The organism is Vibrio sp. 10N.261.55.C5 (assembly GCF_041470505.1).
GTDB lineage: Bacteria > Pseudomonadota > Gammaproteobacteria > Enterobacterales > Vibrionaceae > Vibrio > Vibrio crassostreae_C.
On the sequence record NZ_JBFRMS010000042.1, the window covers coordinates 1 to 6,307 of the forward strand.

The following is a 6,307-nucleotide window of genomic DNA, read 5'->3' on the forward strand; positions in this document are numbered from 1 at the left end:
TTTACTTTAATTGGTATTATGAGTGCTGTAAAGGCACCGAGCCCCTGCACTTCATGCTATTCCGGCACATATCAGAAAGCCTAGTCTGACGACTAGGCTTTCATCGTTTCCTGCGTATGTGTTTTGGGTTTTAGTAGTAGATCCTTATCGCTAGCTATGAAGTACTTCTCTATATATCGGGAGGTGCTGCTTGGGAATATAGGTGGTCACTTCTAACTCTTAAGCTAAATAGAGCAGAGCACTAATCTGATTGTTTTACTATGTGAAATTCTCTATCGCGCACGTACTTCGCCCTAAGGAGTGAGACTTTATTGCTTGAATACGTAAAGGGTAATTGTCGATTATGTTCGTATTGGTACTCGTTTAGCTGCTATCTAAACCATACCTGATACACGTATCTGGAACCCTGAGACTGACTAAGGAAAAGGTAGGATGCTTAACACTTCAAGCTATCACACTCACTATGCATAAATAGAGATGTTGATTCGAAAGACCATCAAACAAACCTAAATAGCTATCTCGTAGATACAAAAACGCCTAGCGTTTGCTAGGCGTTGATAAATAGTGTTTTGATACACCGACTACAGTATTTGTTTGAGCACTCTGTCGGCTTTTACACGAGTGATCTTACGAATCAATTTCTGAACTTCCATAGGGTAGCTCTCTACCTTATCTAACTGCTTATAAGTACAGATAAGCTGAGTGTGTTGAAGGATATTATCGACTTCAGCCTGGAACTTATCAGTTAGGTGATGGTAGTTATCTTGGATAAAGATACCGTTCTCTAGATCTAGCTTCCAGGCGCGAGGGTTTAGGTTATTACCTGTTAGTAGCATGTAGCGCTTATCTACCCATATGCCCTTTAGGTGGAAGCTATTGGAATCGTGTTGCCAAAGTCGAATTGATAGATTACGGCTAGCAATATGAGCTTCATTCGCTTTAGCGAAACGGCGTAAGTTCAGTTCGTAAAGGTATGGCAAACCACCAATCGTTTTAAACTCTTCTTCTGGTGAGATAAAGAAATCATTCGCTGTCTTATCACCAACAACAATGCTGACCTTTACGCCACGCTTAAGCGCTTTCTTGACTTCTTTAGCTAGGCTAGGTGGGAAGTTGAAGTAAGGTGTGCAGATAAAGATTTCATCTTTAGCTTGAGCGACGAGTTGATTGATACCCTGATTCAGACGGTTACGTCTTTTACCGATACCAACTAATGGTGTTACAGCAACTTGGTCTGCTGAAACGTCTTGACCATCGAATTGATACTGAGACCTTGCCAATGATGCACGAAACTGACGAATCGCTGGTTTCAGTTCTTTGGTCGCAGGCTTGTTCTTATCAGCCAGGTCATAAACAGCGCTGTCCGCAACCATCTGTTCGTGTACGTAGGCAAACATTGAGTCAGCAAGAGCCGCGTTGTTTAAAACGTGGTAACGATCAAAGCGATAGCGGTCATGGTAATTCAGGTAGATATTGTTAAGGCTTGCACCGCTGTATATTACGCTGTCATCGACGATAAAGCCTTTTAAGTGCAATACGCCAAAGACTTCTTTGCCACGAACTGGAATGCCATAGACAGGCACAGAATGCTGATATCTTTCAGCAAACTCTTTATACATGGCTGCATTGCCTTCAGAAGACTCTGCACCAATCAATCCGCGCTGCGCTCGGTGCCAATCGACACAAACGCTCACGTCTAATTCTGGATTCTTTTGCTTTGCTTCATATAAGGCAGTTAGGATCTCACGGCCAGCCTCATCATCTTCAAGATACAAAGCGACTAAACTAATACGAGTCGTTGCGCGAGATATCTCATCAAGTAGACGAGTTCGAAACTCTTGCGCTGATAGTAGTACTTCAAACTTGTCAGGATTCTGCGCTATGGTTGGCAACTGTATGAATGGATTCCTACTGGCAATCATATTGACTGTTTTACCTTAAAAATATGCAAAATTGCGAACCTTTAATTTTACCAAAGGGATAGTACCAAATACTAGATAATCGAGGCATTCTCTAACAATTTTGCTGATAATGCATAGGAATGAGATCTTTTCCGCTATTCAAATAGCGCTCGTATAAAACTCTTAAACCATTTGGTAGATCTTTGGGGTCTACTTGTACGAATTTGTGTCGCGCGTAAAAATTGGTGAGATGAGCGTAAGCAAAGCAGTAATCGTCTTCCGTAAGCGTATGTTGCGCACAATAATCCATAAGCTGGGAGCCTAATTGCTGACCGCGATGTTGTTTTGATATCGCCATTCCAGTAAGTAAACGATTATTTTCTATTGTACGAAAACGCACGACACCGCATAGCTCGTTATCCAGCAATAACGAGTAGATCAGTTCACTCTTATTCGCTTTTCCCGTTGGGTAGTGTTCTTTATAGAAACGTTTAACTAGGGGAACCTTTACTGGGTCTAATTGAGTAATGATGACATTGTTCATTCAGTCACTGCGCCATTGGTTTATCTGCTGTAGAATGACCGCAGTGTAAGTTAATTGAATATCGCCATGCAATTCCATCTCAATGCTAGTTTAAAAAATGTTCATACTTTTTCCATCGATCAGACGTGTGATGTGTTGGTTGAAGTCACCACTACCGAAGAACTTATTTCGCTTTACAAAGACCCTAAATGGTCAGCTTTGCCTAAGTTAATACTGGGTAAGGGCAGTAATATGCTTTTTACTGAGCACTTCGCTGGCCTGGTCATCGTGAATAAATTAGCCGGGGTTGAGCTGGCCGAGACGGACAGTCATCACCTACTGCATGTAAGTGGTGGCGAGGATTGGCCAAGCTTGGTTGAGTGGAGTGTGGATAAGGGGTTGGGTGGTCTAGAAAACCTAGCAATGATACCCGGCTGTTCAGGCTCTGCTCCAATTCAGAATATTGGTGCGTATGGTGTTGAGCTGCAAGATGTATGCGAGTATGTCGATATTCTGTGTCTGGATACTTATACAGTTAAGCGATTAAACAAAGAAGAGTGTCTCTTTGGTTACCGAGATTCTATTTTCAAACACGCTCTCTACGGTAAAGCGATTGTTGTTGCGATTGGTTTAACGTTGTCGAAAGAGTGGGAGCCATGCAATCACTATGGCCCGTTAAAAAGCCTAGCAGCCGATACACTCTCTCCTCGCACTATATTTGATGAAGTGTGTGCTATCCGTTCAAGTAAGCTACCAGACCCTAGAGTACAAGGGAATGCGGGCAGTTTCTTCAAAAACCCTGTGATCACCAAAGATCATTTTGATCGCTTGTTAGCTCTATATCCAAATATTGTCGGCTATGAGAGTAATGACATGATCAAAGTTGCTGCTGGCTGGCTGATTGATCAATGCCAGTTCAAGGGTGTGACAGAAGGTGGTGCTCAGGTTCACCCCAACCAAGCATTGGTTATCATAAATTATGATGAGGCTTCTGCTGTGGACATTCTTAAGCTTGCAGAGCAAGTACGTCAGTCCGTTTTGAATAAATTCGATATTCGATTAGAACATGAAGTGCGCTTTATGGGACGAGACTGCGAGACAAACCTAGACAAGGCTTTGGAGTCATTGGCATGAGAGAACACAGTACCAAGCTTGCGCTATTGAGGTGTCTTGCTGACGGTGAGTTTCATTCAGGTGAAAACCTAGGTGAAATGATTGGTGTATCACGAGCGGCTATCAGTAAGCACATTAAAGGTATTCAAGAGTGGGGTTTAGATATCTACCGAGTACAAGGCAAGGGTTACAAGCTAGCCAGTCGTTTGGATATGCTTGACCAAGACAAATTGTCAGCAGTTAGTCGCGATGCTTCTCTTGAGCTGATTCCCATCATAGGTTCTACAAACCAGCACCTATTAGAGCGCACTAACACCCTCGAATCGGGTTCTGTCTGTATTGCTGAATATCAAGCTGCGGGTCGTGGACGCCGTGGACGAGAGTGGGTATCGCCATTCGGTGCAAACCTCTATCTTTCAATGTATTGGAGACTCGACGCAGGGATGGCTGCCGCAATGGGCTTAAGCCTTGTGGTTGGCGTAGCTGTTGTTGAAGCTTTGGAAGAGATGGGCGTAGAAGGTGTAAAGCTCAAATGGCCGAACGACCTTTACCACAATGACAAGAAGCTGGCAGGTATCTTGGTCGAGCTGTCAGGACAGTCTGGTGGCGCTGCACATATTGTGATTGGTTTAGGGCTAAACCTATCCATGGATCCAACAACATCAGGTATTGGCCAGCCATGGACTTCCCTTAAAGAAGTGTGTGATGGGAAGGTGCCAGACCGTAACCAGTTAGCGCAGGCTCTGATCAATGCTTGGGATAAGTCACTTGTCGACTATGAGTTGAAAGGAATGTCCAATTTTGTAGAGCGTTGGAACCGCTTGGATAATTTCTTAGGTCGCAATGTTAGGCTGATCATTGGACCTAGAGAAATTGAAGGTGTTGTTCAAGGCATCGATGAACAAGGCGCTGTATTGCTCAAAACTGAGAATGGTGTTGAGAGCTATATCGGTGGCGAGATATCGCTAAGAAAAGGCGACTAAAGCGTTACTATTTTCTTAGTAACACTTCTTCAACCATATGATCTGCGCCTTTGCGTAGAATCAGGTGAGCCCTTTCTCGTGTCGGAAGGATATTTTGTTCTAGGTTCAAGCCATTAATTGAACTCCAGATACCTTCTGCTTTATCCAATGCGGCTTGGTTCGATAATTTAGTGTAATGACTAAAGTAAGAGCCAGGCTTAGTAAACGCACCATCGCGGAATTTCATAAAACGATTGACGTACCACTCTTTGATTTGTTGGCTATCAGCGTCAACATAGAGTGAGAAATCAAGGAAGTCTGAAATAAACACGCGATGTGGTTCGTGTGGATAATTCATTCCGGTTTGTAAGACATTAAGTCCTTCAATAATAAGCACATCTGGTAGGTCGACGCACTTAACGTCATCAGTAATGTTGTACGTAAGATGCGAGTAAACAGGGGCTGTGACATTTCTCTTGCATGCCTTTACATCCGAAACAAAGTTCACTAAACGCTTGATATCGTAAGACTCCGGAAAGCCCTTTTTGCTCATCAACCCTTTCTCTTTTAACACCTCATTCGGATATAAAAAGCCATCGGTTGTCACTAGTTCAACTTTTGGGTGGTTTTCCCAGCGAGAGAGTAGGGCTTTAAGCAGACGCGCAGTGGTACTTTTGCCAACGGCTACGCTACCCGCAATACCGATGATAAAAGGTGGCGCTTTCTCTTTCTTATCTAGAAATTGGTGGAGTACCGAGTTTCTATTCTGTCTGGCTGCCACATAGAGGTTCAATAGACGAGATAGCGGTAGATAGATCTCTACTGCCTCTTCCATTGTGAGCTTTTCATTGATGCCTTGAAGCTCTTTTAAGTCGCTCTCAGAAAGTGTCATCGGAACTAAATTCCTTAGCTCAGACCAACGTTCGCGGTCAAATGACATAAATGGGCTCATACAAAACTCTATAGTGGATAACAAAACAAGTGCATGGAAAATACATCAAGCGATAGATAAATAAAATATCTTCCTGTACTAGATGCGGGTTAAAGAAGTAAACCTTGAGCTAAATAGCCGTATGTAGGAGTTTGGTCAGAGAATTTTGCACTTTTTTTCAATTTACTATTGCAAGGTGGAAAATCATTCAATAAAATGCGCCCCACTTGTGCCGACTTAGCTCAGTAGGTAGAGCAACTGACTTGTAATCAGTAGGTCACCAGTTCGATTCCGGTAGTCGGCACCACTTTCTCCCTTCCTATAAGGCAAGCGAGAGAAAGCTCAAAATTTGGAGAGGTTCCCGAGTGGCCAAAGGGAGCAGACTGTAAATCTGTTGGCACTGCCTTCGATGGTTCGAATCCGTCCCTCTCCACCATATTCTAAAGGTTAAATAGCTCAAACAGAGTTACGTGTTGCGTGCATCGTATAATGGCTATTACCTCAGCCTTCCAAGCTGATGATGCGGGTTCGATTCCCGCTGCACGCTCCAACTCATTTTGTGTGCTGATATAGCTCAGTCGGTAGAGCGCACCCTTGGTAAGGGTGAGGTCCCCAGTTCGACTCTGGGTATTAGCACCAGTCTAAAGCTTCTTCTCCTTTAATAAAGAAAACCATTTTTTTTGGTTGCGTGGTCTTATTTTAAGCCACCTAATCCGTACCTAGAGGGACACCCCATGTCTAAAGAAAAATTTGAACGTACGAAACCGCACGTAAACGTTGGTACTATCGGCCACGTTGACCACGGTAAAACAACTCTAACTGCTGCTATCTGTACTACTCTTGCAAAAGTGTACGGTGGTGTTGCTAAAGATTTCGC

At 43.5% G+C, this 6,307-nt stretch carries 6 protein-coding genes and 4 tRNA genes; 7 read left to right on the forward strand and 3 right to left on the reverse strand.

Translation table 11 applies throughout. The features are described 5' to 3' along the window. Window positions 1-581: 581 nt before the first annotated feature. Window positions 582-1,922: a CDP-diacylglycerol--serine O-phosphatidyltransferase gene (gene pssA / locus AB4263_RS15535; protein WP_102319992.1), complete on the reverse strand. Its 1,341-nt coding sequence runs from the start codon at window positions 1,920-1,922 to the stop codon at window positions 582-584. 91 nt (window positions 1,923-2,013) lie between these two features. Continuing rightward, the gene (locus AB4263_RS15540) at window positions 2,014-2,445 is read right to left on the reverse strand and encodes a GNAT family N-acetyltransferase (RefSeq protein WP_102319991.1); all 432 of its coding nucleotides are present in this window, start codon (window positions 2,443-2,445) and stop codon (window positions 2,014-2,016) included. 66 nt (window positions 2,446-2,511) lie between these two features. Between AB4263_RS15540 and murB the strand changes: the two genes are divergently transcribed. After that, window positions 2,512-3,558 carry a UDP-N-acetylmuramate dehydrogenase gene (gene murB, locus AB4263_RS15545; RefSeq protein WP_372098484.1) on the forward strand — a complete coding sequence of 349 codons (1,047 nt, stop codon included), beginning with the start codon at window positions 2,512-2,514 and terminating at the stop codon, window positions 3,556-3,558. Then, entirely contained in the window at window positions 3,555-4,520 is a 966-nt protein-coding gene (birA, locus tag AB4263_RS15550; RefSeq protein WP_017066911.1) for a bifunctional biotin--[acetyl-CoA-carboxylase] ligase/biotin operon repressor BirA, read from the forward strand. The genes murB and birA overlap by 4 nt, the downstream gene beginning before the upstream one ends. A 7-nt stretch (window positions 4,521-4,527) precedes the next feature. Here the strand turns inward: birA and coaA are convergent, their stop codons facing one another. Continuing rightward, entirely contained in the window at window positions 4,528-5,451 is a 924-nt protein-coding gene (coaA, locus tag AB4263_RS15555; RefSeq protein ID WP_017062776.1) for a type I pantothenate kinase, read from the reverse strand. A 210-nt stretch (window positions 5,452-5,661) separates the two neighbouring features. On the opposite strand from coaA, the gene AB4263_RS15560 reads away from it, so the two are divergent. The 5 genes from AB4263_RS15560 to AB4263_RS15580 form a co-directional block, all read left to right on the forward strand. Next, window positions 5,662-5,737: transfer RNA gene (locus tag AB4263_RS15560), tRNA-Thr, on the forward strand. 44 nt (window positions 5,738-5,781) lie between these two features. After that, a tRNA-Tyr gene (locus tag AB4263_RS15565) sits at window positions 5,782-5,866 on the forward strand. 39 nt (window positions 5,867-5,905) lie between these two features. Next, window positions 5,906-5,980: transfer RNA gene (locus AB4263_RS15570), tRNA-Gly, on the forward strand. A 13-nt stretch (window positions 5,981-5,993) separates the two neighbouring features. Beyond that, window positions 5,994-6,069: transfer RNA gene (locus AB4263_RS15575), tRNA-Thr, on the forward strand. Between the two features lie 95 nt (window positions 6,070-6,164). After that, on the forward strand, window positions 6,165-6,307 hold a 143-nt coding region (locus AB4263_RS15580), incomplete at its 3' end, for a GTP-binding protein (RefSeq protein WP_240798929.1).

What these genes read in the sequence shown, in the direction of transcription:
- AB4263_RS15540 (WP_102319991.1), bottom strand. Translation starts at nt 2,445, where the DNA reads ATGAACAATGTCATCATTACTCAATTAGACCCAGTAAAGGTTCCCCTA.
- birA (WP_017066911.1), top strand. Translation starts at nt 3,555, where the DNA reads ATGAGAGAACACAGTACCAAGCTTGCGCTATTGAGGTGTCTTGCTGAC.
- murB (WP_372098484.1), top strand. Translation starts at nt 2,512, where the DNA reads ATGCAATTCCATCTCAATGCTAGTTTAAAAAATGTTCATACTTTTTCC.
- pssA (WP_102319992.1), bottom strand. Translation starts at nt 1,922, where the DNA reads ATGATTGCCAGTAGGAATCCATTCATACAGTTGCCAACCATAGCGCAG.
- coaA (WP_017062776.1), bottom strand. Translation starts at nt 5,451, where the DNA reads ATGAGCCCATTTATGTCATTTGACCGCGAACGTTGGTCTGAGCTAAGG.